The sequence below is a fragment of the Nocardia sp. Root136 genome, assembly GCF_001427185.1.
Classification (GTDB): Bacteria; Actinomycetota; Actinomycetes; order Mycobacteriales; family Mycobacteriaceae; genus Nocardia; species Nocardia salmonicida.
This window is the reverse complement of record NZ_LMFE01000001.1, coordinates 333,058-359,131: the sequence shown is the minus strand read 5'-3', so window position 1 is coordinate 359,131 and position 26,074 is coordinate 333,058. Positions and strand designations below refer to the sequence as shown.

32 protein-coding genes are annotated in these 26,074 nt (G+C 64.6%); 12 read left to right on the top strand and 20 right to left on the bottom strand.

Features of this window, described 5'->3' with window-relative positions:
• The first annotated feature begins 5 nt into the window (after positions 1–5).
• The 3 genes from ASD42_RS01740 (at position 6) to ASD42_RS01730 (ending at position 2,231) form a co-directional block, all read left to right on the top strand.
• Entirely contained in the window at positions 6–857 is an 852-nt protein-coding gene (locus tag ASD42_RS01740) for an alpha/beta fold hydrolase (protein WP_156677368.1), read from the top strand.
• Positions 854–1,321 carry a hypothetical protein gene (locus tag ASD42_RS01735; RefSeq protein WP_056809466.1) on the top strand — a complete coding sequence of 156 codons (468 nt, stop codon included), beginning with the start codon at positions 854–856 and terminating at the stop codon, positions 1,319–1,321. The genes ASD42_RS01740 and ASD42_RS01735 overlap by 4 nt, the downstream gene beginning before the upstream one ends.
• A 184-nt stretch (positions 1,322–1,505) precedes the next feature.
• Positions 1,506–2,231 carry an iron-containing redox enzyme family protein gene (locus ASD42_RS01730; RefSeq protein ID WP_056809465.1) on the top strand — a complete coding sequence of 242 codons (726 nt, stop codon included), beginning with the start codon at positions 1,506–1,508 and terminating at the stop codon, positions 2,229–2,231.
• Between the two features lie 205 nt (positions 2,232–2,436).
• Here the strand turns inward: ASD42_RS01730 and ASD42_RS35805 are convergent, their stop codons facing one another.
• Positions 2,437–2,949, bottom strand: a complete 513-nt coding sequence (locus ASD42_RS35805; protein ID WP_162256187.1) for a DUF4238 domain-containing protein — start codon at positions 2,947–2,949, stop codon at positions 2,437–2,439.
• Positions 2,950–3,655: 706 nt separating this feature from the next.
• Between ASD42_RS35805 and ASD42_RS35800 the strand changes: the two genes are divergently transcribed.
• Both ASD42_RS35800 and ASD42_RS34745 read left to right on the top strand, forming a co-directional pair.
• On the top strand, positions 3,656–3,904 hold the full coding sequence (locus ASD42_RS35800; RefSeq protein ID WP_056809463.1) for a TetR/AcrR family transcriptional regulator C-terminal domain-containing protein: 249 nt from the start codon (positions 3,656–3,658) through the stop codon (positions 3,902–3,904).
• On the top strand, positions 3,871–4,128 hold the full coding sequence (locus tag ASD42_RS34745; protein ID WP_162256186.1) for a hypothetical protein: 258 nt from the start codon (positions 3,871–3,873) through the stop codon (positions 4,126–4,128). The genes ASD42_RS35800 and ASD42_RS34745 overlap by 34 nt, the downstream gene beginning before the upstream one ends.
• Positions 4,129–4,233: 105 nt before the next feature.
• Here the strand turns inward: ASD42_RS34745 and ASD42_RS01720 are convergent, their stop codons facing one another.
• Both ASD42_RS01720 and ASD42_RS01715 read right to left on the bottom strand, forming a co-directional pair.
• The gene (locus tag ASD42_RS01720) at positions 4,234–4,971 is read right to left on the bottom strand and encodes a histidine phosphatase family protein (RefSeq protein ID WP_056809461.1); all 738 of its coding nucleotides are present in this window, start codon (positions 4,969–4,971) and stop codon (positions 4,234–4,236) included.
• Between the two features lie 1,169 nt (positions 4,972–6,140).
• Positions 6,141–6,743 (bottom strand): TetR/AcrR family transcriptional regulator, encoded by a 603-nt coding sequence (locus ASD42_RS01715; protein WP_056809459.1) that lies wholly within the window; start codon positions 6,741–6,743, stop codon positions 6,141–6,143.
• Between the two features lie 118 nt (positions 6,744–6,861).
• Between ASD42_RS01715 and ASD42_RS01710 the strand changes: the two genes are divergently transcribed.
• Positions 6,862–8,034: an aromatic ring-hydroxylating oxygenase subunit alpha gene (locus ASD42_RS01710; RefSeq protein ID WP_056815146.1), complete on the top strand. Its 1,173-nt coding sequence runs from the start codon at positions 6,862–6,864 to the stop codon at positions 8,032–8,034.
• The gene (locus tag ASD42_RS35795; RefSeq protein WP_131817309.1) at positions 7,917–8,324 is read left to right on the top strand and encodes a MerR family transcriptional regulator; all 408 of its coding nucleotides are present in this window, start codon (positions 7,917–7,919) and stop codon (positions 8,322–8,324) included. The genes ASD42_RS01710 and ASD42_RS35795 overlap by 118 nt, the downstream gene beginning before the upstream one ends.
• Before the next feature lie 101 nt (positions 8,325–8,425).
• Here ASD42_RS35795 and ASD42_RS33595 read toward each other — a convergent pair whose 3' ends face one another.
• The 8 genes from ASD42_RS33595 to ASD42_RS01675 all read right to left on the bottom strand — a co-directional run bounded on the left by ASD42_RS33595 (position 8,426) and on the right by ASD42_RS01675 (position 16,472).
• Positions 8,426–8,533 carry a VOC family protein gene (locus ASD42_RS33595; RefSeq protein ID WP_235569275.1) on the bottom strand — a complete coding sequence of 36 codons (108 nt, stop codon included), beginning with the start codon at positions 8,531–8,533 and terminating at the stop codon, positions 8,426–8,428.
• 126 nt (positions 8,534–8,659) lie between these two features.
• Positions 8,660–9,382, bottom strand: a complete 723-nt coding sequence (locus tag ASD42_RS01705; RefSeq protein WP_056815143.1) for an SDR family oxidoreductase — start codon at positions 9,380–9,382, stop codon at positions 8,660–8,662.
• A 17-nt stretch (positions 9,383–9,399) separates the two neighbouring features.
• Positions 9,400–10,290, bottom strand: a complete 891-nt coding sequence (locus tag ASD42_RS01700; protein WP_056809456.1) for a TIGR03619 family F420-dependent LLM class oxidoreductase — start codon at positions 10,288–10,290, stop codon at positions 9,400–9,402.
• A complete protein-coding gene (locus ASD42_RS01695; RefSeq protein ID WP_056809454.1) occupies positions 10,290–11,429 on the bottom strand; it encodes a cytochrome P450 in 1,140 nt (379 codons plus the stop codon). Before ASD42_RS01695 ends, ASD42_RS01700 begins: the two co-directional genes overlap by 1 nt.
• A gap of 11 nt (positions 11,430–11,440) precedes the next feature.
• A complete protein-coding gene (locus tag ASD42_RS01690) occupies positions 11,441–12,754 on the bottom strand; it encodes a condensation domain-containing protein (RefSeq protein ID WP_056809452.1) in 1,314 nt (437 codons plus the stop codon).
• Positions 12,755–12,780: 26 nt separating this feature from the next.
• Positions 12,781–13,989 carry a GNAT family N-acetyltransferase gene (locus ASD42_RS01685; protein WP_084786983.1) on the bottom strand — a complete coding sequence of 403 codons (1,209 nt, stop codon included), beginning with the start codon at positions 13,987–13,989 and terminating at the stop codon, positions 12,781–12,783.
• Complete coding sequence (locus ASD42_RS01680; RefSeq protein WP_056809448.1) at positions 13,986–15,272, bottom strand: DegT/DnrJ/EryC1/StrS family aminotransferase; 1,287 nt, start codon at positions 15,270–15,272, stop codon at positions 13,986–13,988. The genes ASD42_RS01685 and ASD42_RS01680 overlap by 4 nt, the downstream gene beginning before the upstream one ends.
• Positions 15,273–15,284: 12 nt before the next feature.
• A complete protein-coding gene (locus ASD42_RS01675) occupies positions 15,285–16,472 on the bottom strand; it encodes a 2-deoxy-scyllo-inosose synthase (RefSeq protein WP_056809447.1) in 1,188 nt (395 codons plus the stop codon).
• Positions 16,473–16,756: 284 nt separating this feature from the next.
• Between ASD42_RS01675 and ASD42_RS01670 the strand changes: the two genes are divergently transcribed.
• The gene (locus tag ASD42_RS01670) at positions 16,757–17,590 is read left to right on the top strand and encodes a helix-turn-helix transcriptional regulator (RefSeq protein WP_162256185.1); all 834 of its coding nucleotides are present in this window, start codon (positions 16,757–16,759) and stop codon (positions 17,588–17,590) included.
• On the opposite strand, the gene ASD42_RS01665 is transcribed toward ASD42_RS01670, so the two are convergent.
• Complete coding sequence (locus ASD42_RS01665) at positions 17,558–18,346, bottom strand: alpha/beta fold hydrolase (protein WP_063893542.1); 789 nt, start codon at positions 18,344–18,346, stop codon at positions 17,558–17,560. The genes ASD42_RS01670 and ASD42_RS01665 overlap by 33 nt on opposite strands.
• A gap of 198 nt (positions 18,347–18,544) precedes the next feature.
• Positions 18,545–18,694, bottom strand: coding sequence for a hypothetical protein (locus tag ASD42_RS34190; protein WP_156677366.1), 150 nt, complete (start codon positions 18,692–18,694; stop codon positions 18,545–18,547).
• A 132-nt stretch (positions 18,695–18,826) separates the two neighbouring features.
• Between ASD42_RS34190 and ASD42_RS35065 the strand changes: the two genes are divergently transcribed.
• The gene (locus ASD42_RS35065; RefSeq protein WP_235569274.1) at positions 18,827–19,057 is read left to right on the top strand and encodes a hypothetical protein; all 231 of its coding nucleotides are present in this window, start codon (positions 18,827–18,829) and stop codon (positions 19,055–19,057) included.
• A 183-nt stretch (positions 19,058–19,240) separates the two neighbouring features.
• On the top strand, positions 19,241–19,474 hold the full coding sequence (locus ASD42_RS01660) for a hypothetical protein (RefSeq protein ID WP_131817310.1): 234 nt from the start codon (positions 19,241–19,243) through the stop codon (positions 19,472–19,474).
• 300 nt (positions 19,475–19,774) lie between these two features.
• Here ASD42_RS01660 and ASD42_RS33590 read toward each other — a convergent pair whose 3' ends face one another.
• Both ASD42_RS33590 and ASD42_RS01655 read right to left on the bottom strand, forming a co-directional pair.
• Entirely contained in the window at positions 19,775–19,915 is a 141-nt protein-coding gene (locus tag ASD42_RS33590; RefSeq protein WP_200950412.1) for a CGNR zinc finger domain-containing protein, read from the bottom strand.
• Between the two features lie 30 nt (positions 19,916–19,945).
• Entirely contained in the window at positions 19,946–20,992 is a 1,047-nt protein-coding gene (locus tag ASD42_RS01655; RefSeq protein ID WP_056809438.1) for a hypothetical protein, read from the bottom strand.
• Positions 20,993–21,557: 565 nt separating this feature from the next.
• Between ASD42_RS01655 and ASD42_RS01650 the strand changes: the two genes are divergently transcribed.
• Positions 21,558–21,980 (top strand): hypothetical protein, encoded by a 423-nt coding sequence (locus tag ASD42_RS01650; RefSeq protein WP_056809436.1) that lies wholly within the window; start codon positions 21,558–21,560, stop codon positions 21,978–21,980.
• Between the two features lie 356 nt (positions 21,981–22,336).
• Here ASD42_RS01650 and ASD42_RS34185 read toward each other — a convergent pair whose 3' ends face one another.
• The 4 genes from ASD42_RS34185 to ASD42_RS34180 all read right to left on the bottom strand — a co-directional run bounded on the left by ASD42_RS34185 (position 22,337) and on the right by ASD42_RS34180 (position 25,208).
• Positions 22,337–22,492: a hypothetical protein gene (locus ASD42_RS34185; protein ID WP_156677365.1), complete on the bottom strand. Its 156-nt coding sequence runs from the start codon at positions 22,490–22,492 to the stop codon at positions 22,337–22,339.
• A 118-nt stretch (positions 22,493–22,610) separates the two neighbouring features.
• A complete protein-coding gene (locus ASD42_RS01645; protein ID WP_056809434.1) occupies positions 22,611–22,880 on the bottom strand; it encodes a hypothetical protein in 270 nt (89 codons plus the stop codon).
• Between the two features lie 939 nt (positions 22,881–23,819).
• On the bottom strand, positions 23,820–24,818 hold the full coding sequence (locus ASD42_RS01640) for an alpha/beta hydrolase (protein ID WP_056809432.1): 999 nt from the start codon (positions 24,816–24,818) through the stop codon (positions 23,820–23,822).
• Between the two features lie 198 nt (positions 24,819–25,016).
• Positions 25,017–25,208 carry a hypothetical protein gene (locus ASD42_RS34180; protein ID WP_131816931.1) on the bottom strand — a complete coding sequence of 64 codons (192 nt, stop codon included), beginning with the start codon at positions 25,206–25,208 and terminating at the stop codon, positions 25,017–25,019.
• 37 nt (positions 25,209–25,245) lie between these two features.
• On the opposite strand from ASD42_RS34180, the gene ASD42_RS01635 reads away from it, so the two are divergent.
• Complete coding sequence (locus ASD42_RS01635; protein ID WP_056809430.1) at positions 25,246–25,425, top strand: hypothetical protein; 180 nt, start codon at positions 25,246–25,248, stop codon at positions 25,423–25,425.
• Positions 25,426–25,766: 341 nt separating this feature from the next.
• On the opposite strand, the gene ASD42_RS01630 is transcribed toward ASD42_RS01635, so the two are convergent.
• Positions 25,767–26,063, bottom strand: a complete 297-nt coding sequence (locus ASD42_RS01630) for a hypothetical protein (RefSeq protein ID WP_056809428.1) — start codon at positions 26,061–26,063, stop codon at positions 25,767–25,769.
• Between the last annotated feature and the right edge of the window lie 11 nt (positions 26,064–26,074).

The window sequence follows — 26,074 nt, the reverse complement described above, 5'->3', positions numbered from 1 at the left end:
AAGAAATGGCCGAACAAATCGGGCCGGTCTCGACTGAATTCCAGCGAACTGTTTTGGTGGCTCCACGCCGCAACAGGAATCTCGTACGAATCACTCGGTTGTCGCTGGGTGAGTCACGTCCTGGTCTTATCTTTATTCCAGGTTTTCTTTCGACAGAATATACGTGGTCGGCAGTGCTGTCGCAGCTGGTCCAGGATTACGACATTCTCTATGTCGAGACGCACGAGAAGACGGCCCGCGGCCATTGGGGTGCTTCTGCCACTGCATTCGAGATCCCCCGAATCGCGGCAGATCTGGGCGAGGCGCTCGCGACTGTCGCTGAAATCGAGACCTGCGGGGCTGTGGCGGCATCGACCGGCGCCAACTTGCTCATCGAAGCCGTCGCGGGAGCGGCACTACCCGAGCCTGCCTGGAGCGTGCTCGTGCTTCCTCACGAACGTGTCCCGTTTCCTGGCTGGGTGAGCTTGACCCGGTGTATGCGTGGATGGATGGTCCAGTTGTTGCAGACGACCATCGTGGCTGTACTCGAATGGAAGCGGCGATTGATCGGCCTGACGAGGAAACAGCGCGGGGCGTTGTATGCAACCCGCAGTGCTGAAGCATTGGTGGTTCGCGCTGCGGCGCTCGAGTGGCGCACGTACCAGCTCGATCTGTCCAAGGTCGAGAAACTCCGCTCGCCGACGCTCGTGGTTGCGGCATCGCAGGATCCGATGCACAGCGTGAACTCGGCGCGCACGATCGCAGGTCGCATCGACGCGACGTTTATCGAAGTCCGCTCCTTCAAAGACGCTCATGATACGCCGCTAGTAGATGGGATTCGTGGGTGGAGATCACAAATACAGGCAGGTGAGCAATGACAGAGAAGAAAATCTTGTCCTATGACGATATCCGAGTATTCGAGTCGGAATATCTCGCTGGCGGGTTCAAAAATGATGATATCCGAATCGACGCGATCGAGATTGACGGCGATTCCCTCAAGGCTAGTTGCTCGATGGTCTCCCATTACATCCCGCCAGATGGAGGATTCCATCTGTCCGTCCCCATTGCCTTCATGGCGGTCGCGCAGATCGTCATCGCCTGGTCGCACATCGAAAATGGGCTGACGAAGAAGGAGTCCGAGGTGTGGTTGACCAGGTTCGACCTGCGGTGCGCCAAGCCTGTCACGAGCACCACCGGAATCTCGATCAGGATCGCGCGAACGGCGAAAAGGGCGATGAACGGCGGGGTGTTCTACCTCGGCAACGTCGATATCGCTGACGGTTCGTTCAAGGGGAAGGCGTCGTTCTTCCTGCCGTTGATTGCTGGGGTGGCAGCGCTGTGAAAAGCTGATGGAGGGAGCGTACCTTTCGTGGACTATCGATATTCTTGTCTTTGTTCGAGGAAAGATTGTGTCCGGCGAGGCTGATTCGACCACGCGTGAGCACGCACTTCCTCGGCGGAAGTCCACGACCAACAGTGGAACTGGCTACCGATCCCCGCAATAACGGCTGATAGAGAGATCGCTAATGAACGCAAACGAGGTTGATTCGGACGTATTTCCGATATTGCTTCGCCAGACACGCGACAGGATCTGGGAAGCTAGCAAACAGGGTCCGTTTTGGCAGCTGGTTACATCGGGCGAGGGACTGAATCCATTCCTCTACGCCCTAGTTCTTCGCGAGTTGTACTTCTGCATCCGGCACGCAACCCAGTCTCTCGGCATCGGAGCAATGCTGTGTCGGACCGGTGAGTCCGAGATCGCGCGCTTCGCGTACCGTCACGCGGCAGACGAAGTCGGCCATGAGCATCTGATCGAGGCTGACCTGGTGGCGTTGGGGACGGAGCCGGGGTTTCTCGACGTTGATCCGCTCCTCGACACCCAAGCTTTCATCGGCTACACGTACTACCTTTCGATGCACCGCGGAGCTCGGTCGCGACTTGGAATGACCTACTGGGCCGAGGGAAGCTACGGCAATTTCGGCTCGCTGCTGACCGCGTTACCCTCTGCTCTGGGGCTGACTCCGAGTCAGTGCACCTTCCTGACCTCACACGCAATCCTCGACGTCGACCACTTCCGAGCGGTCGAGTCGATGATCGACTCGACCTGTACGACTCGGGAGGCGCGGGACTCTGTGATATCTACGCTGGAAACCTCCTTGATACTGTTCGGTCGTGTGCTCGATGGCGTCGCCGAGGTGTTCAGATCGGGTTCCGCAGAGCGCATCTTCCAAAAGACTCCTGGCGCTTTGTAGCCGAAGTCGACCTGGATGGCCGCCGCTTGGTGCCGATGCGAGTGCTGCGGTCATTGTCCCGACGACGTCGCCGTTGTTCAGTGGGTAGTAATCCAGCGGGCCGCCGCTCCACATTCACCGACTGGCGACACATCGCTGCGCGGGGCAGAGGCAGCAGTGTTACGTTGCGTAGAACAGTCAGGGGGCGCTGTGGATCGGCGTCCATCTAGTCGCGGCCGGATGTTGGCCGATGCGCGGAAGGAGCCGGGTCGCGGTGATGTACCAGGCCCGTTTTCGATCGCGCGCCATGACTCGCGCCGATCCGGTCACCACTGGCGGCTGGATCCATCCCCACGGCGGGGCAGTCGGCGGAAAACGTACTGCTCGCGCACGACGTTGCCGTCCACGCTCTGACCGACAATTCGGGTCTTCCACTCGGTGCGGGCAGGTATGTCCATTCTGTCGAGAGGTTGAGCATCGGTACGATGGATGATCCAGCGTGTGGCCTGGCTGGCGACTTCCCGGGGTCGTGCCCCTGACGGTCTTCCTCGCGTGCCAGATCATCAGTCTCGATTCGATAGAAGCCGACTTCAGTGCACGCCTTATCGACCGATTTAAGAATCTTTCGGCTCGAATTATCCCGATCTGCCAGCGCGACAATTGGGAACTTCCTACCTGGTTCGGCTTTGGCGAAGTGCTGCACGTAAGCCTCTGGAATGAGATGGTGCCGAGGTGTCATGCTTCGATTCTCCTGCCCGCGACAAGCAATTTGTCCTTGCGTCCACCGGTCGCTGGGGGTTGCGTGTACCGCCCGGATGCAACTGGCGACGACACCCAGCGTAAGTGTCGTTCTGCTGTTGCAGCTTTCGATGAACATGATGCCGACGACGAGGATGCTGGGGGCCTAGGGACTCGAACCCCGGCCGCCAGAACCCCACGCATCGGTTTGTACGGAAACTCAGATCGCGTAGTCATCGACTACGGCCAAGCGCTCTTCTGGCGACCTGTTCTTTATCACCGCTTCCATCTATGGCACACAATGCCCGCCGGTTGCCGGATGGCTCGCCCGTAGTGTGCACTGTTCCCAGTCGGGAGCTGTTGCCACAGTGGGGGGTACTCCGACCAGACCTCCGGCCTGGAAAAGCTGATCGTCGGCTCACCGGACGCGGAATCCCGAGAGCAGCCGTCCACAGGCAGCGGCGACTGATTCGAAAAGGTCTGTTGCCGAGAGCCATCGCTGCGGGGTTGACCGTCGGTGATGGATTTCTGCTGAGCCCACGTCGATGTAGGCGGTAGGCAAATCCGCGAGGTTCTTCGCGAGTGCGGGCGACACACATTCCGGCTGTCGTTCGTTGGGGTGAGTACTGCGTTCCAGCCGAAAGCGTTCGCCTCACGCGACCAGATAGTGGGCTCCCTGAATTGATGGCTCGAGGGGTGTCATTTCGATGGTCGAGGGACGGGGGTTCGAAAACTTCGAACCCAGCGGGGGCTGGCTCGCCGACTTGCGACAGCTCGCCGACAGCTTCTACCAGACGAGCCTCGCTCACCCGGAGGCCGCAATCCTCACTCTTTTTCGAGTCACCGGCGGGGTTCACGAAATCGAAGCGGTCGAGACGATTCTCGGTATCTTGCGGGCGCCGGGTTCGACGACGCGGACGCGGTGCGCTACTACCACGCCCTGTCCGACACCGTGATCAGCCATTCGTTGATGGCCGCATCATGGGCGGCGCTTGAGCCTGCGCAAGTCGAAGCCGAAACGGCAATGTGGCGCACGATTTACCGCTCAGCTGATGCAAGTCGGTATCCCAATGTCGCTGCTACCGGCGCACACCTGACGCGCATCCAGACCTCGGCATTCCACACCACGCTCGACCTGCTTCTCCAGGGCATCGCTGCAGCGCGGCCAGCGCCCGGCTAGCGTCGACGATCCCCACCTAGCCGTTACCGAGGTCCGGGGTCGGGACACAACCGCGCCCCGGTGCCATCGATTGTGTCGGTGACATCCGGGGCGCGGAAGGGTGGATCAGCCCAGGTCCGGGTGGCCGACCCACTCGATGATCGTCCAGCCCTTCTGCGGGCTGCCCTCGAGGACGACGCGGCCGCCGTTACGCATCGGATCGGTGCCGAGTTTGCTCGTGTCGGCGTTGTCGGCGTTCATCATCGACCAGAACATGATGGTGCCGCCGTGCGAGAAGATCACCGGGTTGGCGCAGTTGCGGCGCTGCACATCGAGCAGTGCCTGATCGACGCGGGCGTCGAACTCGTTGCCGTCGATGGAGCCTGGAATCCGTGCGTTCAGGTCGCCGGAGAGCCACTTGATCGGCGCCTGTAGATATCCGGACATCGCCTGGGCCTCCGGGGTGCCCTCGTACTGGCCTGCCTCGATCTCCCGGAAACCGGGCTGAACGTTGAGGCTCAGGTCCTGCTTGGCGACGGTCGGTGCCGCAGTCTGCTCGGTACGCACCATGTTGGACGCGAAGGCGCAGTCGTAATTCTTGTCGGCCAGCTGGATGGCCAGGTTGTCTGCCTGTGTCCGGCCGCGTGAGGTCAGGTCGGGTCCGGGCACCTTGGTGTCGATCAGGCCGGAGGTGTTACCGAGGGACTCGGCATGGCGCACCAGGGTGATGACCATGTCGCCGCTGCTGCCGGAGCTGCTGCCAGAGCTTCCGAAGTCGATATCGGCGGACGCGACGCCGGTGGTAGCGGTTGTGGCCGCGACCGCCATCACCGCAATGGACAATCGAAGAGATCGGATTCGCATGGGTGGGAATGCCTTTCATCGTGGCGAACGCCCATTCAGGTATGTCGAAGAACCGGAATTTGGGGTGTCGCGTCTCACAGAAGCAGCTATTTGCCCGAATCGAATACGGGCTCTCCCAGTCATCGGGATCTTTCGTGCACTGGACCGCGCGCAGGCGAAACCACCGGTAGCGGAGGTGCGAGCGGTATGTCGACTCACGCGACCCGCTCACCCGGCCGTTTCGATGCCTCCGATCCCGTCAGGCGACCTGGGAGGATCACTCCGTCCCGCTCAGGCGGATCATGGCTGAACTGGCTGCTGGGTGGCGCGACGAGCCTGTCCGGCGGCAGGGCACACAGAGACCCTAGGGACCAAGATGCAAGGCAACTGGTTTCACGGCGCAGCATTCTACCGCTGCCTGCTACTCCGTGAATATGCCGTCGCGAATAATCTCGAACACCCCACCAATGTTCTTCTCAAAGAAGACCTCCTCATCGAACCCCCTCGATGACTTGCTCGCTGAGATCTTCGCAGCCGACCGCGTAGAACGGACGCTGATGCAGTTGGAGACCACACAGTCAGACGTCGGCCATCGTCGGTGGTCGGGTCGACCGGTGATCGAAAGTAGATGCAAATCGGGTGTTCGGCGTGCAAACGTACAGGTGAATTAGTGTGCTCCCCGCACGAGCGGGGCCCCAGCTGATGACAGCGCCCGCCGCGATGGCGAAGTGCTCCCTGCGTGAGCTGGATGAGCCCGTCGACCGGACGTTCGGCGGCTGCCCCCACGGAAACCCCACACTTTTGACCGGATCAATGCAAATTCATGCGAAACGATGAGAGGTGTCGATTCGCGAAAGGTCTTGGTGCTGAGCAATATTAGGCGCTGATGGGTAGTGTCTGGACAACTGGAACCCGCGCCGGAGAGATCGGCAGGTCGAATCCATACGCCAGGGTCGACCGGCGGCCTGACCACCGATAGCCATCTCTAATCGGCGGCCAGCACGAGTGGTGGCACACCACCGGAACCTGGAAAACATTGGGCACTGAGTTCGTCACTCCTCGAGTGACGTCCGCCGGCGCGGGTGGCGGTGGGATCGGTGTGTCGGGTCGTGCGCTCGTGGCGAGACGAGCGGCTGACGTCCTGGCGCGGCCGATCAGCGGGCGTAGGGAATTTGCTGTTCGTTCTGGGCTCAGCGTTGGAGGGCGCGGAGTGCGGGGGCGACCCAGGTCGTGAGGTAGGCGCGCAGCTGCGCACCGTGCCGCGGCGGGCGACCGGGGTCGATGACGAAGGACTGCACGATCCTCAGCATGTGCTCTACGAGTTCATCGAGGCGAGCATCATCGATGCCCGCGCGCCCCCAATCGACTGCGAAGCGTTCGAGAATGGAGCGGCCGAAGGTCAGTGCGGTATCGGAGGTGACACTCGGGGAAAATGCGCCCGCGCGGCCAGGGCTCAACAACAAACCGAGATACCGGTCGGTGGCGAGGCGTTCGAGGGTGTATGCGATCCCTTCGACCACGGCCTCAGCGGGATCGGTGAGGTGGTCCAGATGCGCGGCGAGGACATCGAGAAACCGACCCGTTTCCGCCAGGGCAGTGGCGGTCAGCAAAGCGTCGGCATTGGCGAAATACCGGTACACAGTTTGACGGGTGACACCGAGGTCGCGGGCGATCTCGGCCATGGTGAAATCCCCGCCGCTGCGTTCGATGGCCGCACGGGCGGCGCCGATGATGCGCGCGATGGCTTCGGTGTCATCGGCCGGAGTGGTCCCCGACCAGCCGTGCGTGCGCATCGATTCCTTCCGGGCCGGTGATCGTGTTCTGCCGACCCTATCGTCCGCGCCGAGGTCGGCGGGCGTCCCGTTCCGTCGAAATTGACCATACAGTTTGATAGATATGTATGGTCAACTCATGACCACTCAGATCGAACCCGGCGCCGCCGGGCTGACCGAGGACCTGACCCGCCGCGCCTTGGGCTTGGTGCTCGACCACACCACCGATATGGCGCCCGCTCCGCTACGGGTGCCGCTGCACTACTACAGCGACCCGAAGATCGCCGAGATCGAGCAGACCCAGATCCTGCGCCGCACACCGCTGATGATCGTGCCCTCGGCGCGCATCCCCGCCCCGAACGACTACGTGGTGCGCACCGTGCTCGAAGATTCACTGCTGGTCACCCGCGACCGCGACGGCACCACGCATGTGTTTCTGAACTACTGCCGACACCGCGGCGCGCAACCGGCATGTGGCTCGGGCAACGCCACCCGCTTCACCTGCCCCTATCACGCCTGGACCTACCGCAACACCGGCGAACTGGCCGGGGTCCCCGGCAAAGAGGGCTTCACCGGCATGGACCGCGCCGACTACGGATTGGTCGAGCTACCCAGCCAAGAACGCCACGGGTTCATCTGGGCAGTGCTCTCCGCCGAGGGCTCGATCGACATCGACGCCCACCTCGGTGCGATGGGACCGGAACTGGCGCAGCTGAACTACGCCTCCTACGGTTACCACGACGAGCGGGAATTCACCTCCGAAGTCAGCTGGAAAGGCGCACTCGAGGCCTTCGCCGAGAGCTACCACTTCCCCTTCGTGCACGGCCAGAGCGTGATCGGCCAGAACACCGTGGCCAACACCTCCACCCACGACGCCTTCGGCCGCCATCACCGTATGGGATTCCCGTTCAACTGGATCACCGCGCTCGAGGCCGATCCGAGCGGATCCTGGGACCCGCTGATGAACATGGGCGTCATCTACTGGGTCTACCCGAACCTTGTGCTGGCCAACAGCCCTGTCGGTGTCGAGATCCTGGACATGCTGCCCGCAGGCGCCCCGACCCGCTGTACCGTCCGCCACAGCTGGATGGCCAAGATCCCCGCTACCACCGACGAGCAACGCGCCGTCTACGACGACATCTACGCCCAAGTCCACGCCGCGGTTCGCGACGAGGACTTCGCGATGCTGCCTCAATGCGGCGAAGGAGTTCGCCGCGGCCAGCACGATCACATGATCATCGGCCGCAACGAAATCGGCGTCCAGCACATGATCAAAACCCTCGCCGCCGAACTCGGCATCGCACTGGACTGACAGCGAAACAGGACACCGATGACCACCCAACATCCACCTCGGCCTCCTCAGCTGGACTCACCACTACTTCCGAGGATTTCAGCAGAGCCCAAGTTTGGATCTCCCGCCGCAAGCAGGGCTTGCTGGTCGGCACACGGTCTCCCCGCGGCCAGCGATGCTACGACGATGATCGCGTCCATCGGGTGGCGCTGGTTCAGACCTTCCTGGCCGTAGGAATGTCGAGCAGAACCATCGCTGAGATGATCCCCTGCATGGCGGAGCCCACCCTGAATAGAGCCGGCAAGCCATGACCGCGATGAATCAGGCGCTGATAGTGCGGAGTCCACGGGACGAAACCGGACATGTCGGCCCGCTCACCACTGCGGGGTGCGGTGGCAAGATCCTCCTTCTATCAGCCGACGACCAGGCAGAACGGGTGACCGGCCGGATCCAGCAGCACCCGCCACCGGTCGCCGCCCGGCTGGTGGTCCGGCCTGCCCGCGCCGAACCGCAGCGCCAATTCCTGTCGCCGAGGTCAGTGGTCGGGCGCAACAACGACTCGCGGCGTTGATCGCCACACTGCGAGGCGTGACTCTGGACTGCGCCGATCCCCAGGAAGTGGCTACGCGGGTTGTCGGCATGGTCATCAGGGTTCCTGACCGGTCGCGGCGATGACAATCTCGCGGATGGTGACGTTAGGTGGTTGTCGGTATGCGTAGGCGATGGCTTCGGCGACGGCGTTCGGATCGAGGGCGCCGCCGACGGACTTCTTCCACGCTTCGTAGTCGGTCCTGAACTGCTCGTCGCTGACGTCGGAAAGCAATTCGGTCTCCACCGCGCCCGGGGCGATAGTCACCACGCGCACACCGGAGACGGCGACTTCCTCGCGCAGGTTCTCGGACATGGCGTGCACCGCGAACTTGGTGCCGACGTAGGCGACGCGATTGCGGAAGGTCTTACGGCCTGCGAGGGAACTGACGTTGATGATCGTGCCGGTGCCTCGGGCGATCATGCCGGGCAGGACAGCCCGGGTGCCGTAGAGGAGACCCTTGATGTTCAGATCGATCATCCGGTCCCATTCCTCCACCGGCTGCTCGGCGATCCGGCCGAGCAGCATCGCGCCCGCGTTGTTTACCAGGGCGTCCACCGGCCCGAACCGCTCCTCGGCGTCGCGGACAGCGGACTCGATGGCGGCCCGGTCGGTGACATCGACGCTGCGGCACAACGTGTTCGGCAAGCCCAGCTCTTCCAGCTTCGCCAGGCGGCGAGCCAGCAGCAGCAGTGGATGGCCATCGGCGCACAGCAGCCGGGCGGTGGCGGCGCCGACACCGGAGCTGGCGCCGGTGATGACGATCAGAGGCTTCGGCACGGTGGTCGAGAGTCCTTTCATGGCTCAGCCGGGACGGCTGAGGGGGCGAAGGCTGCCGGGTAGTTGTCGTGCCGAAAGCGGTGCAGTGCTTCGATTTTCTGGTCGAGGGTGGCGTTCATGCCGTAGTAGAGGACCCAGGGCTTGGTCACCATGTGGGTGATGCCGGCAGCTTCGGCTTCGAGGTAGCGGTCGGTGCCCCAGGCATCGGTCAGTGGGGCCAGGATCGAGAAGGTGTCGAAGGGCAGGCCGTGTTCGGTGCGGTAGCGGCGCAGGGTTCCGGCGACCTCGATGGCCTCCTGGACGGTCATGCGGTCGCCGATCCAGCCGTCGTAGCGGGCGGCCCTGCGGAGCGCGAGATCGGTGAGGCCGCCGAACATTACGGGGATCGGCGGTGGGGTCGGGGTCATTTCGAGGCGGGGCGTTGTGTAGTAGCGGCCGCTGAATTCGGTCCAGCCCGGTAACCACAGTTCCCGCATCAGGTCGACCATTTCCTCGGTGCGTTTGCCCCTGCCCGAGAATTCCGCGTTCATCAACTCGAATTCCTCGGCACACCAGCCTGCGCCGAGGCCGAGTTCGACGCGACCGCCGCCGAGGACCGCAGCGGTGGCCACGGCCTTGGCCACGGTGTACGGATCACGCAGGGCCGCAACGTAAACGGTGGTGATGAAGTGCAGGCGACGGGTACAGGCGGCCATGGCGCCGATCAGCACCCACGGGTCGGGCCACTCGGTGAACGGCTCCCAACGGCGTCGACCGTCGTCGGAGTAGGGGTACGGCGTGGCGAGGGTTTCGAAGTTGACGACGTGATCGGGTACGGCGATCCCGGCATACCCGAGTTCGTCTGCGGCCTTCGCGATCTCGACGATTTCGGGGATCTCGACCAGTGCCAGGCTGAGGTAGAACTTCATCACCATCGGACCGGCAGTTTCGTGAGACCGCCGGTGAAGATCTCCTCGCGTTCCCGCAGCGCCGCGGGCTCGACGGCGAGGGTCATGGTGGGGAATCGGGAGACGAGCTGGCCGAAGGCGATCTGGAGTTCGATGCGCGCCAGTGGCGCGCCGATGCAGTAGCGGGCGCCGTAGCCGAACAGGAAGTGCGCGGACTCCTGGCGGGCGATATCGATCTTGTCGGGATCGGTGAAGATCGTCGCATCGTGGTTGGCCGAGGCGATGCCGAGCAGCACCAGGTCACCCTCGCCGACCTGCACGTCGCCGATCTCCAGGTCGGAGCGCGCGTAGCGGGGCATGCTGCTGGCATTGCAGGCGCGCAGCAGTTCCTCGGTGGCGGTGGCGACCAGCGCCGGGTTCTCGTGCAGCTTGCGCCACTGGTCCGGATTCTCCAGCAGCATCAGCACTCCCGCGCCGATCTGCACGGCGGAAGTCTCGTGGCCGGCGAACAGCAGTACCATGGCGTGCATGGCGATCTCGTCGTCGGTGACGTCGTCGACGGCGCACAGTCGCGACACGACGTCGTCACCGGGCTTGCTCCGCTTGTTCTTCACCAACTGCAGGCAATACGAGTACAGCCCGGTGTAGCCCGCCTCCACTGTGGCCTTGTCGCGGACGTGCCCGACCTGCTCGGTCCATTCGCGGAATTCAGCGCGTTCCTCGTAGGGCACCCCGAGCAGCTCACAGATCACCAGCAGTGGCAAGGGCAGCGACAGTGCGGACTGTAGATCGGCCGGAGAACCCTGCTCTTCCATGGCATCGAGGAGTTCGGTGGTGATCTGCTCCACCCGCGGCCGCAGCTCCCGCATGCGCTTGGGTGAGAAGTGCGGTTGCAGCAGCGACCGCATCCGGGCGTGATCGGCGAGCTCGGTGTCGAAATTGCCGATCGGCCCGCCGGAGAACGCCGCCTGACCAAGGCGCGGCGCGGTCTCGGGGGTGCGGTGTGACCGGCCGAGCCGTGGATCGGTGAACAGGTCCCGGACCTGGTTGTATCCGGTGGCGAGCCAGGCGGCGTCGCCGGTGGGCGTGGCGACCTTGGTGACCGACGGGACCGTGGCTCCGGTGACGGGGCAGGTGCCGACTTCGGGGGAGTTCTGCATGACGAGCTCCTTCAGAGGGATGGGTTGGTTTGCGCGGCGTGGGCAGAGCCGATGCCGGTTTCCACGGTTTCGAGAATCGAGAGCCATTGCCGCACAATCTCGTTCGCCTGGTCCGCGCCGAGCCCGCCGGCGGGTGAATGCACCGAGTAGTGCACGCGCTGCACGCCGTCCTGTCGGTAGCCGCCGAGCAGCATGGCCAGATCGAAGGTGCCGAGCCGGGCCATATCGCGCGAGCGGGCGGTCGGCACGTAGCCGCCGAGTTCACCGACGAAGTTGAAATAGAACTTGGGGTTGTTGAAGCTGCTGAACTTCTCGGTGAGATCCGGGTTGTACCAGCGCAGCAGCAGGAAATCCTCGGGGGCCTGCGGGTATCGGTCCATGGCGTGCCGCATGCGGGCGGCGTGGCTGCCCGCGAGCGTGGCAGGCAGCCACGGGTAGTCGTCGGACAGCCACCCGACCGTGCGGCCCAGATCGGTGCCCGGCCGCAGCCGGGCGTAGCGGCCGTGCTTCTGCACCTGGATCGGGCGTGGCACACCGAGCACATCCTCGACGGCCAGCCCGAAAGCGATCAGCATGACGCGGGTGTAGGTCGAGTCGAAGGCCGCGGGTAGCTCCTCGAACAGCCGATCGGCGAGCGCGCCGTCGATCATCGCGTCGATGTAAACCGGTTCCGGAGTGTCCGGCCGGGAGATCCGCGACGGCTCGGGATCGCTGGTGGAGAACCAGTAGTCGAGTTCACCGAGGCGGGTCCTCGAGTACTCCTCGAGGAACGTCGCCCATTCCGAAGTCGTGGTGCTCTCCGGTTCCAGCGCGATATCGTCTGCCCCGGATTCCCATTGGCTGACATAGCTGGCGGCATCGCCCCACACGATCCACAGGGCCACGGCATCACAGGCCACGTGATGCACAGTGAGCAGCAGGATATTCCCATGGGCCGGTCGTGTGCACAGCGCCGCGGTGACAACGCGCCCGGATTCGAGGCCGAGGCGGCCCTCGTTCACCGCGGTCTCGCGGGCGATCAGATCTCCGAATTCCGCGGCGGCGACCTCGCTGATATCGACTGTGCGCACATCGATTCGGGTGTCGTCGATATCGCCACCGGACGCGGGCAGGATCTCCCAGGCCGCGGTCGGGCCGTAGGTGTAGCGGCTGCGCAGCGTCTCATGGGTGTCCATGAGCGCGTTGATCAGGCCGCGCGCGTCGTCCGGGCCCATCGCGGTGGGCACCGGGATCGGCATGGTGATCCCGAACGCCGCCGGACTTTTGTCCCACATCAGGAATCGCTTGGCGGCAGCGGGCAGGCGCCCGGGGCGGAGTGTGGTCATCTCGGCTACTTTCTCGAACTGGATGGTCAGAACGGAGTGGTGTTGAAAGGCCGTCGGGTAGTAGTGAATGCGCGATTCAGGGCCGCGACGGCGCCGGTCGTGAGCTCTTCGACGCCTCCCGCGCGCTCCAGCTCGGCAACGGTGTGCGCCCCGAAATAGGCGGTGGTCAATTCCAGCGGCCCGATCCGGGCATCCGCGCGCGCACCGTCGGCCGCAGGCTCCCAGCGCCCGACCCCGCCGGCGATCTCCAGCGCATAGCTGCCCGCGCTCATCCCCCACGGATCCGCGACCTCGAGCACGCCGTGGAAGTCCGCCGCGAACGCCCGCAGTCCGATGGCCTTGGGCAGGTTGAGGATCCACCCCCACACGCCCGCGTCCACGCCGCGCACGGCGGCGGTGCGCGGGTCCGCCAGCAGCAGCGGCGTTGGATCGTCCAGCGCGGTGTCGAGGTGAATCTCGGCGTATTCACCGTGCCCGAGCAGGCAGCGCAGCAGTTCCCGATGCGCACTGAGGGTGACCGCACAGAAATCCCGGACGACCACGGTGTCGCCGACGAGGTCGTAGATGACATACCCGTCGGGGTGCACGAGGAGGAACGCGTCGTCGCCGAAGCTGCTCGGCCAGAAGAACTCGCTGCGCGCCAGCGCGCCGGGGGTCATCTGCTGCCAGCGGGCGTAGATCCGGCGCAGCTCGCTCAGCGTCTCCGGCAACCCCACCTCCCGCACCGAGGCCGAATCCGGTTCTGCCACCCGTAGTTTCGAATGTCTCCGGTCGATGACCAGATGCCTGGTGTAGGTCGTCACGCCGAGGTAGGCGTAGTTGCCGCCGGGCCCCGGCATGGCCGCGAACACATCCGCGCCGGTCTCGCCGGCGACGGCCATCAGCTCGGCCTGCACTTTGGCGTAGATGCCGCGCTTCTGATGCGTCGTCGCCACCATGCCCTGCGCGCACGCCGCCGCCTCGAGCTGCGCGCCGCCCGGCACCGTGACGGTCGTGCGCATAATGGCCGCGGTCCCCACGATGCGCGGCGCCCGCGGCTCGGTGACGTCCTCGATCACCGCGATGTCCTGGAGCTGGAACTGCTGCTTCCAGGCGTCGAAGTTCTTGGTCTTCACCCCGCCGAATGCCCGTGCATACCGGTCACGGAGTGCGTCCCAATCGGATTCGACCGCCCTGCGGGTGCTGATGCCGTCGATGGTGCGGGCCGCCCAGTCCGCCATCAGTTCCGATGTCATGCGAGAGTTCCTTTCGCCGTGAGGGATTCCGCATCCGCACGCACCTTCGCCAGGGCGGCGAGTAGATCCTCGATATCGCCGCGCTCGCCGAGCAGGACGCTGTGGTGCACGAGCAGGGTGTGGTCGCGGTAGTGATCGGCGCCCGGGTAGGCCCGACCGGCCGCGCGCTCCGCGGCCCGGTTCCAGGAGTGCGCGAACCGCGGCTTGGTCTGCGGGCGCAGCAGCGCGCTGCGGTGCAAGGGATCGCGCGGCGGATAGACCTTGGTGCCCAGTTCCGCGGTGAGCGCGGCGGCAACGGCTTCGACGGGCGCGTCGCAGAAAGTGCCCGGGTGGAACCGGATTCCGTACTCGTATACGGTCCTGCGGTCGACCTGCGCGGGCACGGGAACCGGGGTGAGGCCCGCGATACCGGCCAGGCCTGCCGCTAGTTCCTTGGCGCGGATCTCGCGCTGGGCGTGCTGGTCGTCGAGCCGCCGCAGCTGATCGAGCAGCACGGCGGCGGTCAGTTCCGACATGCAGTAGTTCGCGCCCATGACGGTGCCGAGTTCGACCAGCTCGTACTCCCCGGCGACGGGATCGTGGGAGGTATATCCGCGGGAGTCGGCGCGCAACATCAGCATACGCTCGTACAACTCCGGGCTGTCGGTGATCGCCGCTCCGCCCTCACCCCCGGCGAGGGTCTTCGCCGCGCCCATGCTGAAGACGCCGATATCGCCGAACGTTCCGACAGTCCTTCCGGCCCAATGGGTTCCGTGTGCTTGCGAGCAGTCCTCGACCAGGGCCAGTCCAGCGGAGCGCACCACGTCGACGACTTCGTCGAGGCGCACGGTCGTGCACGCCAGATGCACCGCGATGACCGCCTTGGTGCGCCCGGAGATCGCGGCACGAATGTGTTCGGCAGTGAGACAGCCGGTTTCGGGATCGACATCGACCAGAACCGGAAGCGCACCCACCCGCAGTACCGCCGACGCGGGCGCCACCCAGGTCATGACCGGCACGATCACCTCGTCACCGGGGCCGATACCGAGCGCCTCCAGCGCGATCACCAACGCCCCGGACCCGTGGTCCACGCTGACCCCGTACGCCGCACTGGCATACCGGGCGAAGGCCGCGCCGAAGATCCGCTCCCGTGACTTACCGCCGGTGGGGCTGTACCAACTCACCGACCAGCGGTCCGACCGCAGCGCGGCCACCAGTTCCCGCTCGGTGCGCTCGTCGTACTGCGGCCACCGCGGCCACGCCCTGCCCGCACGCACCGGTGCGCCACCATGAATCGCCAGCATGCGCCCGCCCCCTCACACGCCGACCGCGCGAGCGGGAACGGCCGTCTGCGCGATGACTTCGAGCGCCTCCCGGATCTCGATGAGCGAAACATGCACCAGCGGAAGATCTCCGGTGAGCTCGGGCCTGCCCAGTGCCCGCAGCAGCACGAACGGCACCGCCTCCGGCCGCGCCTCGAGGTAGCCCTTCTTGTTGTCATCGGCCACCACCGCCAGCACATCGGCGACCCGAACGGCTTCGGGCAGAACGGGTTCGACCCCGAGCCCGGTCACGATCTCGTAGTGTGTGCTCACCTCGTCGTCGGAGAGCCACCCTCGCGCATGGGAGATGTGCGCGGCCACCAGCATCCCCAGGGCAATCGCCGTGCCGTGCGGAATACCAGCCGCGCCACGGGCTTTGTGATCGCAGATCTCGATGGCATGGCCGACGGTGTGACCGTATTCCAGGACCAACCCCGAGCCACGCTCGAAAGTATCGTTGCGAGTAACCGCGGACTTCGCGGCAATGCTCGCATCGAGCAACCACAGCAGATTGTTCGGCGTCGCGAAATCATCGCTCGCGATGACCGCCCGCAACTGATCCAGCGCCGCCGGCTGAATCGCCAGGCAATTCTTCGCCATTTCGCACAGCCCGGAACGCAATTCACGCTCGGGCAGCGTGGCGAACAGTCGCACGTCGGTGTAGACGGCCGTCGGCGCATAGAACGTGCCGATGTGATTCTTGCCGACACCGCTGTTGATCGCCTGCTTCAGCGACAGCACCGAGTCCATGGCGGCGATGGTCGTGGTCGGCACATGCACCAGCCGCACCCCACGGAACAGCAGATTCGCCATCAGACCCGCGAGATTGCCCGGTACGCCCCCGCCGAAGGACACCACGATCGAGCGCCGGGTGATGCCCGCCCGCAGCGCCGCCTCCAGGTGATCCGACAGGCACGACAGCGTCTTCATCGATTCGCCGGCGGGGTGTGTGAGGATGATCGACGGGACACTCTTCGACAATCTTTCGATTTCCCTGGCGTGCAATCCGGCCAGTTCATCGTCAGTGACGATGACCAGCTTGTCCGGGCCGAAACTCGCTATCGCATCCGCGATCTCGGCAATACAGTCTTCGCCGAAGTAATAGGGAATCGATTGCTCACCGATAGTGATCGTGCGTGAACGCAGTCCCGCTGTGCCGGAATACGGTGCATTGCTTGCCATTTCCGTGCTCACTCCCGCTGTGGTGCCATTCGCGAATGAATTGACCGGCTTCGATGCCGCATCCGCATTTCAAATATCGAATGTGAGGTCTCGATTTGGCAACCTCTGGGAGACCCCAGTCAGGTGCGCACCCACACGCCGGTACCACCGGCCGGGTGCGTGCTTCGGTGCGGTGCTATCGGCAGGGGTGGTGCGAAACGGCGGCTCGCCTCGAAATCCGGCGCAGCGGCGGCCTATCCTGAGGCGAACGATCTTGGCGGTGAGTACGGACGACGGGAATGTTGGTGACTGACAACGACATCGGCGCGGACGCCGACAAGCTGCGGGCCCCGACGCTGGCCGACTTCGTCCGAGAACGACGTAGCCGCCCCTGCGCCGATCACCCGACCGGCTTGACCCGCAAGCAGCTGGCCGAGGCCACTCATGCCAGCCTCGGCTATTTCGCGAAGATCGAGCAGGGTGAGGCGCTCAATCCCGGTCCGGCCGTGCTGGATTCGCTCGCTTCGGTGCTGAAACTGGAGCTGGCCGAGCGGATTCACCTCTATCACCTCGCCCAGCAGCGGCCGGTGCTGCCGAATCCGCAGGTGCTGCGCCGTGACGACGCCGAGGCGCGGTCGGTGCGCGCCACGCTCGACGCGCTGCTCCCTCATCTGGCGGCCGCCCTCGACGACGGCTGGCGCATCGTCGACTGCAATGCGGCCTTCGACGCCGCCCTGCCCGGCCTGGCCCGCAACGGGCACGTGCTGCGGTGGATGTTCACCGATCCGCGGGCCCGCATCGTCGTCGAGGAATGGGAACGGGAGGCGGGCCTGATGGTCGGCCGCTTCCGCGCCTACGCCGCAGGCGCTCCCGATCGCGAGGACATCGACACTGTGCTGCGCGACCTCGGCGAGCAACCGGACTTCCGGCGATTGTGGGCCGCCGGGCACGTCCACATCGGCCGCCAGGACCCAGATTTCACACTCCGCGATCCCAAGACCGCCACCGTCTTCGATGTCCGCGTGCAGCGCTACCGGGGTACCGCGCCCGGACCGGCGCACCAGCTGTTCATCGGGCTGGTGGAGTCAGGAGCGCAACAGCGAGCGTTAGTGCAATCCGTCCAGAAAACTCCGCAGTAGCGGATTCACCTCGTCCGGATGCGTCAGATTCGGTGTCAGCGACGCCCCGGCGATGGTGTGCACCTCGGTCGGCCTGCCCAGCGCGCGAGCCATCTCATCCATCTCCCCGGCGTCATTGGCCTGATCGGCCATCCCGCGGATGACCAGCGCCGGACACTCGATATCGCCGAGCAGCTCGAGCACCGAATCCCGATTGACCAGACACTCGCCTGCCAACCGGGCGCGCACCCGGTCCGACGCCAGCCATTTGTCCCGCCACGGCTTTTGATCCTCCGCGCCTGCCCCGATCATCAGCGAAGACACCATCTTGACGGTCGGCGCCAACGGCACGTCGCCGGTCCAGGCATCGAATACCTCCCGATATCCGACCTTGCGCCGCGCGGGCATGGCCGCGGCTGTGGACCCGATGACGATCAACCCGTCGACCCGGGAATGCGCCAGCAGGGCCATCCGCAGTGCGGTGAATCCGCCATGCGCGACCCCGCCGACCACGACGTGCTCCAGTCCGAGCGCATCCACCACCGCCCACGCATCCCGCGCCAAATCCCAATAGCTGAACGGAGTTCCGGGGTCTTCGCTAGGCCCGTGCCCCCGCGAGTCGATCGCGATCAGCCGATAGTCCGGCGTCAGCGCCCGCACCTGTGGGGCGAACATCTCCTGATCCATGAACAGGCTGTGTCCCAGCACCACCACTCGCCCGTCGCCCCCGGTATCCGTGTAATGAATCCGCACGCCCCCACTTGTGACAAACGGCATTCGCCCACTCTCCACTCGATCCAGACAACCGTCCCACGCTATCGCACACACGGACGAACGAGACCATGTGCCGCTATGAAAGGCACTACGCTGGAATGGAATTGGTGCGCGTGCTCGCCCCGCGCGACCGGGCGCGCGGGGCGATCCGTACTGCGGCCCGGGATCGAGCGAGGCTTGGGTCCGCGCGGTGTCGGCCGCTCAGGTGCAGACGAGGTTCTTGTAGGCCCCGAGCGTTTCGCGGATCGAGGGCGTGACGAGCAGGTCTCGGTCCAAGGTCGCCCACAGGTACCCGGCATGCGCGGAGAGGTGGATGGGTTCGGTGGCTTTCACGTCGACGGCGAAGTGCAAGCGTCTCGCCGTGGGGCAAAATCTCGTCATACATCGGTGTCGACATCGGTGGATTCACCAACCTTCGTCAGGGTGGAGTGAACGCGTGGGCCTCCACACCATCAGTGGTGACCGCATACTCCATTGTGCTCGGTGCAGGGTTCATTCGGACATGTTCGGCGCCAAATATTTTCGTGCGAACGCACTGAGTTCCTGCGTGACGCTGAGCCCTGCGGCGGGGGTGACTGTCGGGCTGGTTCAGCACCACTTCTCGAGACCGAGGACGGCCTGCGCACCGCGGTGGCGCAGCTGGTCGTCGACTATTACGCGCTGGCATACACCGCCGACGGCGACAAGCCGGCGCTCTCCGTGGCCGTCAACTGATCGAGAGCGGTCGAGACTCGCCGGGACAGTCGCTGTGCGTATTCCTCAGTGGTGTCGCATTTTTCGGCGCCCCGACCCAGCGCATCTGGACAACGATATCCAAGTCGGTCCGTCGCAACCCCCCGAAATCAGGGGGTCTCGATCCATGTCTAAATACCCGTGTTTCACATTAGGCTCACTCGCATGCTAGTGAAACGCTTTGTTGCCCTTGCCATCGCGGTCGCCGCGTTCGGCGCCGCCTCCACCGGACTCGCCATCGCCGTGCCCGAAACACCGACGCAGCCCACCATCAGCCACACCGCCGCAGCCGAACCGGTCGTCCTACAGACCGGCTCGGCCGTAATCGATCTCCTCGCGTATATCGCTGCGGGCTGCATCGGCAGCTGGAGCCCGGCCCCGCCCGCACACTGCGTCTGACATCGACCAGGCGGGCCCGTCGGACGATCCGCGGGCCCGCTCCACTGAACGCACGCTCATGCCGATTATGTGTCGTGCGCTATTGCAGGAATTTTGTGTGCGGGTGCCCTGCGGCGGCTCGTCACGGAGGGGTCGGTGAATCCGGCGAGAAGTTGCTCCGGCGCGATCGCAGGCGGCCGAACCGCGCGCAGGCGATGTAGATTGCATCGCGAGGAACTCCTTCGGAGGCCCGAACGAGTTCGTCGAAGGCTGGCTCGGCCGAAACCTGGAGCCGGTCTGGCAGGGACTGGTCGCCGACGCTCAGCGTGGGCTGTTCCGACTCCGGTAAGCCGCGACGCTGGCCCGGTGTGCGCAGGTTCGGGTGCAGTACTGCTTCGAGCCGTTGCGCGAGAGATCTCGCCGCGATGTCTTGTGTCGGCCTTCGACGTCGGCGCTACCGATCGTCTCGACACGGTGGTTATGGGACGCGGATCAGCAGTGTTCGTATTGACGTACATAAGGCTGCGACTCCGGTAGGACGGTGTATCCGGGTGTCTGGCAGCCGCCGACCACGACCTCGAAAAAGGGGCCCATGGAGTAGGCGGGGCCGTTGGGTGTGTGGATCGTGTAGGCGACCGCCGCGCCGGAGCCTGCCAGATAGGGAAGATGCAGATCGGCGAGTTGTGTGGTCTGCGCGGCGCTGAATTCCGTACCTACGGCAGGGAATACGGTGACGCCCAGTGTGCGGCCTTCAAAAGGCGGGTCGTAGACCGACACCCGAGCGAAGAACGGGATGGGTTGATCGGTCAGGAACCACTGCCACAGGTCGAGTTCGTCATTGGACGGGAAGCGAGGGGTGGGTTCTTGGTGGGGGGTGACGCGATCATGGGGCCATGGATACGACCCGGGGCTCCGTTGCGAATGATTGGTGAACCCGCGCTCCCGCTCATGAACGGTAGATACGGTCCACTGGTTGGACGCCAGTTCGGGGAAGTCCCGGATGATTCGGCGCATTGCCGCGATGGCGCGGTGCGGTTCGCTCTCGGAGCCCGCCCGGATGTCGATAGCGTTGGTGATGCGGTCCGCGAAGCCGCCGCTCGAGTCCCAGTGCACTTCGGTGCCCGCAGCCCATAGTCGCGCCCAGTTGTTTGCGGCGTTCGCTTCCGTGCTCACGTCACGGCCGAACATCCAGTACGCGGAATAGGAGTCCGCCATCCGGTCGATGGTGACCGTTATCGGGTCGCCTTTGAAACGGCGCGGAAGCGGTTGAGCGCCCATGACACTCACCACAGACGCGGCCTCGGCCGGTGTGGCGTCGTCGCGGAGCCGCACGTCGAGTTCGGCGGTGAAATGCCTGCCCTTGTAGTGCTCGAAGCGGTGTGATGCGTCGGTCACCCCTGGAAGGGCCCGGATGGCCGTCTCGATCTTACGTGACCAGCTGTCATGCTCGGCCTGGTCGCGTCCTCGATCGAAATAGCCGCATCCGGTCAGCAGGACAGCCACCATCAGCAACCCGAGGGTGGGCACGGTAGAGCGCATAGCGTTGATCTTGCCAGCAATTGGCGTCACAGCGCTGCCGCCGACGCGCCCCCAGTTCTGTGGCCGGATTGCGAGAGTTTCGACGCAGCTGGGGAATTGCGGTGGCGTAGCGACCGGGGGGGCGAGCGACGGAATGGGACGGCCCGACCCGACGCTCGCCGCGCCTCGCCCACCCTCCCGCCCCAGCTATCTGCAGACTGCCATTGCTCGGTCCAATTTCCTTGGTGAGGTACCTTCCTCCGCGCATCGGGTTCCCTCGTCGATGAGTTCGTCCTGATGCTGGGTGTCCCGGCTGGTATCTGGCTGTTGGTGCGCTCCGTCGATCAGAAGAAATGATCAAGGCCGACGCCCTGTAATGCCGCGACCCGCGCGATCCCGAGGGCTGCGGCACCACCCGACGAGATGCACTCAACTGCCGATGAGCGTGAGTTGTGTTTGATCTCTTGGTCACTGTCACGGAGCCGACACATACAAGGACGGTCGGAGGTAGCACGGCAGGGCATCGACCGCTCAGCTGCTGCGATCATGTAGGCACGATCAGAACTTCTGACAGAAGAGCGAGCCCGTGCAGATCACAGCTGAAAACGCCCCGGCGTTCCTGGACAGGTTCATCACCTTCTACGACGGTGTCATCCTCGGAGTCTCCATCCAAGCCGCACCCGAAGGGCTGGCGACGGTAAGGGTCGATCTCCAGGCGATGGATAGGACTGAACCTGTCCAACGCTCCGACGCACGGCAGTACGGGTGGTGCCACGTCCAGCTGACCGTTTACAAGGCGTACGAATATAGATTTCTGGAGAGCAGGAAATACCCGAATCGAGTGCTCTCCGATGGCATGGCAGTCGCGGCGTCGCCGACAGAATTCGTGCTTGACCTCGACCCAGGTCCCGACGAGTGGAGTCCTACTCAGGTGCATCGTGACGGCGAGTATTCCAAGCAATACGTTCTGGGTGAGCGCTGCGACTACGAGGTGACGAACATCCGATAATGCCGCTGGGCGCGCGGTCACGAATGTCCGCTTCTGCCGATTACCGTTCGGTGCGGAAGGCACTCGGCCGCTGGGCGAGGTCTAAGTGCACCACTGCAGGTGAGTGGCTGGCGGATTGGTGCCCTGCTGTCCCGTATCGGGAAGGCGACGCCGTGTGGGCGGCAGGGCCCCGGCGGCACGGATCGGCTTCCGAAGCAGCTCGGTCCGGCACAGCGAAGTTCGGCGGCAGTAGCGGTGCGCTTTCGGCGGAGCGCGTGATCGATCGTCAGGACGAGCAGGGTGTGGTCGAGATCCCAAAGGACGAATCGCGGAGATTCTGGAGTGCCGAGTCGCCCACGGCTGAGGCCCGGGTCGGTTCACCGCGCTTCGCCGAGGCTCGGGGTCCGCCGCCAGATCAGGGTGAGACCGTCGACAGTGGCGGCGAATTCGGCGGCGGTGGCATCGGCCGAGTTCAGCAGGACGTGGACGCTCATGGTGATCTGGGCTGTCGCGATACGGCGCGGCTCGGGCAAGCTCCACACGGTCGTCGAAGTAGACGTAGAACGACTTCCCGGGCAGAACCGATCTCAGTGCGTCACGGCGTCGGCGGAGCGGTCACCGAAGGGATGTCGCCAGGTGCGTGCGCTCGCACTACGCGGTGTCTTCGCGAGCACGGTCCCCTTCTCCTTCGGTTCGGCCGAAGGACGGAAGGTCCGCCTGCTCGTGCCGGTGCGACGGGCGAGCCGAAGATCGGCCTTGGTCTGACGCAGGCAACAACGTGCCCGACGTTGCGGTGATGTGGTAGCCGAGCAGGCTGAAGTCGTCGCTGAGTGTGTGGGCGGGTCCGCTGTTGCTCAGTACGCCCGCCGTGCCGATCACCACCGCGGCGATGAGCAGGACCAGGCCGAGGAAAACAATCATGACAGTCTCCGAATCCGGTTACACCGGTATGCGTGTGGTGCCGCTCGCCCGCCGGCCGCGTGCGAGTCGAGTCGATGAGCGGACCGACGATCGGGATGCCATAGGTGCACAGCGACCGGCGTCACCGCCCTTCACTGTGTGGGATACCCCGATCCGAGCGGGCGACGCAGCTGCCGGGGCGCGATTGTCGAGATGTCACCGCTGGCGATCGGAAGGCTGGTCCCCGAAAGCNACTGTGTGGGATACCCCGATCCGAGCGGGCGACGCAGCTGCCGGGGCGCGATTGTCGAGATGTCACCGCTGGCGATCGGAAGGCTGGTCCCCGAAAGCCTCACCGCGGGTCCGCGATTCGGGGTGGTACCGGCAGGGTGGGGTCGGCGAACCGCCGCAGCACGGCACGGCGACGACCCGCGCACGTTGCTGCTCACAGCACCGGGCTGGGTGAAGACCGATCTGGGCGGCCCCAGCGCACGCCTGAACATCGACGAGTCCATGCCATGCCATGGGCGCGGGCTCGGAAAGCGCCCCACAGAAACCCCACACTTTTGACCGGAATGAACGCGAATCCATGGGAATCATTGAGAACGGTCGTTTCGTGAAAAAGCCTGGTGCTGAGCACTATTGGGCACTGATGGGTTGGGTCTGGACAATTGGAACCCGCGCCAGGTGGTCGCCGGTTCAAATCCTGTCAGCCCGACAGTGAAAACCCCTCTGATCTGGGCCGGAGGGGGTTTCCTGTGTCTCACGACTTGACGTGTCTTGCACGGTATGTACGTTTATTGCACATGAATTGCTTCAGAGAGCCTGATCGAGGGGCGTGCTGAGTCCGGATTCACGTCTACTGCGGCCAACTCGGTGGCGATGAGGATAGGTGTGCGGGCCGCCACCAGGGCCGATCTTCTCGGGAGATGTCTGCTCGGTCGGGGCGATCTGTGGTGGTTACAGGCCTATGCCGGTGCGGAGGGTCGGCCAGGAACTGTGGAGTGCGTCTTGCCAATACGGCCATGCGTGGGTGCCGAACAAGGTGTAGCGCACGGTCGGTGTCAGGCCGGCGGTGCGCATGATCTTTTCGACGGTGCGGGTGCAGTTGAGTGCGCCTTCCTCGAGGCTGATCGCGCCGAACAGGTCGATCGGGTAGGAGAAGCTCGGGTCGAAGTCGACGTCGGCGGGGCCTGGGGTGCCGCTGCCGACCGACATGTAGACGGCGGTTCCGCGGAGTGCGTCGAGGTGTTTGGTCGGGTCGTGCGCGGCCCATCCCGGGTCCAGTGAACCGCCCCACATGTTGTCGGGATTGCCTCCGCGGTTGTGGACGGCGGCGCGCACCATCGGCTGTCCGACGTCGGAGGTGAGTAGGCAGCCGCTGTAGACACCGATGGCTCGGTAGAGTCCGGGGTTGCGGAAGGCCAGTGTGGCCGCGGCGTGGCCGCCCATCGACAGTCCCGCGATCGCGTTGGTGCCGTTGCCCATCAGTTCTCGGTTGATCAGCGGTGGTAGTTCGCGGGTGAGGAAGTCTTCCCATCGGTTGTGTCCGAGGACGGTGTCGTTGTCGAGCCAGTCGGTGTAGAAGGCGCCGCCACCGCCGATCGGCATGACCACGTTGACGTTCTTGTCGGCGAAGAACCGGGTGACGTCGGTGCGTAGGGTCCAGGTGCTCTGGGTTTGGTCGTCGCTGGCGGCGTTGCCGTCGAGCAGGTACAGGGTTGGGCGTGGGGCTGTGCCGGTGGGGTGCAGGATGTCGAGCCCGACGACGCGGCCCATAGCTGGGGAGTAGACGTAGAGCTGTTCCCAGCGGTCGTTGCGGGTGATGCGGTGGTCCACTGTGGGGGTGGCCGCGGAGGCGACACCGGGTGCGGTGAATGCGGCGACGATGCCGAGGGTGGTGACCAATCCGAGTAGTCGGCGGTGCAGTATGCGGAGTCGAGCAGGTGATGCTGTCATCAGGTCCTCTCGGCCCCGGTCGGTTGCCGGGCCGCAAGGTTAACCGGTGAAATCTCGAATCACGTTACGGTGGAACAGGTTCGGCTGCGGAGCGCAGTCTTCGGCGACGCTGAATGTGACGAGCATCGCCGCAACTTCCGCCCGCGCTCCGAGAAGCCCCCCACCCACACGGCCAGCATCTATCGCATGGTCGCCCACTCACACGGCATGGGCCTGAGCTTCCTGACCATGGCCGACGCCATGCTGCAGACCAACTCGGTTTCCTTTCCCCTGCGCGAGCTGGCGATCTTGCGCATCGGCCAGGTCTACCGAGCGCCCTACGAACTGCACCATCACGAGAAGTTCGCGCGCGGTCGGGCTCAGCGAGGACGCGATCGCCGCTGCTGCCACCGGGGCTGGCGAAGGGCTCCGACCCGAAGAAGCTGCCGTGCTTCGCTGGACCGACACGATCCTCGACGAGCACGCACTCGGCGAGGTGGCTCGGGCAGAGGCGCTAGAACTGTTCAGCGTCACCGAACTAGCCGATCTCGTCCTCGCCGTCGACTTCTACCAACTCGTCTGCAGCGTCCTCAACACCTTCTACGTCACCACCGAGGGCGAATCATAAGGCGCAGCGAGTCCTGAACAACGATGCCCCGAGCTCGAACGTGCTCGGGGCATCAGCAACGCCGATTTGCCCGCCCACGGTTCACCTTGGACCCACAGATACCGCTCGTCGCCTCGACAGAATTGTTCCAGCATGGCGCGCTCGGAGAGCAGCGCTGAAGAATACTCGTCCGCGGTGGGGGCGGTACTGGATGAAATCGGAGTCGAAATGGCATCGGGCACCCATCTGTCCGATCAGTGGCGCTTCATCCTGCTGGGAAACCGAATTCAGCGGAGTTCGGCTTTCACACGGCAAACCAATGGGCGCACAACACAACCAGGCCCTCGCCATTCGATTATTTATCACAGAATGATTGCGCGCCGGATCGGTGGCCGCCACATCCCTCGAGTCCAGGGTCTAACGGATATCAGGTAAGTCTGGGGCGGCACGGCGGCCGCCAAAATCCCGCGGGCCTGGAACCGTGCGAGGTTCAGCGTCAGAGCTGTGTCGGCGAGCACGTATGCGCGCAGGTGCGCGGCGGGCACGAGGTTGACCGCCGGGGCGGCGAGGTCGTGGAGGTGGGTGATCATCGCCGGATCCAAACGGTATCCGCGCGAGATGTCTTCCAGGCTGTTCTTGTGCGGGTATCGAGATTCCACGTTCGATGCGC